The organism is Gemmiger formicilis, assembly GCF_016901605.1.
In the GTDB taxonomy this organism is placed as follows: domain Bacteria; phylum Bacillota; class Clostridia; order Oscillospirales; family Ruminococcaceae; genus Gemmiger; species Gemmiger formicilis_B.
Window position 1 is genome coordinate 1 of record NZ_JACJKP010000375.1, and the last position, 665, is coordinate 665.

At 48.1% G+C, this 665-nt stretch carries 1 protein-coding gene; it reads right to left on the bottom strand.

The features are described 5' to 3' along the window. Positions 1-629, bottom strand: a 629-nt coding sequence (locus tag H6B10_RS14960; protein ID WP_430661771.1) for a sugar phosphate nucleotidyltransferase, incomplete at its 3' end; no start/stop codon positions are given. Positions 630-665 lie beyond the last annotated feature (36 nt).

The following is a 665-nucleotide window of genomic DNA, read 5'->3' on the forward strand; positions in this document are numbered from 1 at the left end:
GCAAAACGCAGAACCTGAATTTCCGATTCTCTCTCGACCACAGCATAATCGAAACTGATTTTGGTCAACGATTCATACTTACGGAACAAATCCTGATAATCGGTAAACTCGATCAGTTCGTGTGCCCGCTTCAACACATACTGCAGTTGGTAAGCAAACACACCGCCATTCCACAGTGCCCCCTGCTCAATATAGACTGCGGCAGTTTTTGCGTCCGGCTTTTCTTTGAAAGTCTTGACCTTGCTGACTGGCTCTGCGGTTTCCGGAATAATATATCCGTACTTTTCGCTGGGATAAGTGGGTTCAATTCCCATCAGGGAAAGGTTGGCTTTTCCTTGCGCTGCCAGTGAGGATAACTGCTTCAACGCTTCGAAATAGTCATTGTTTACATAGGGGTCCACCGGGCAGACAACCACCGGTTCTTCCAAAGAAACGCCTTTTACATCATGCAAATAGGCCGTTGCCAACGCGATAGCAGGGAAAGTATCCCGACGGCAGGGTTCCACACAGACGCCTACGGCATCCCCCAGCTGATTGTGAATAGAGCTGACCTGCGTTTTGCTGGTTGCGATGGTAACACAAGCTTCGGGATCAACTTCCGTAATCTGCCGGTATACACGCTGAACCATGGATTCATATCCGTCAGGTGTTTTAAAGATTTTGAT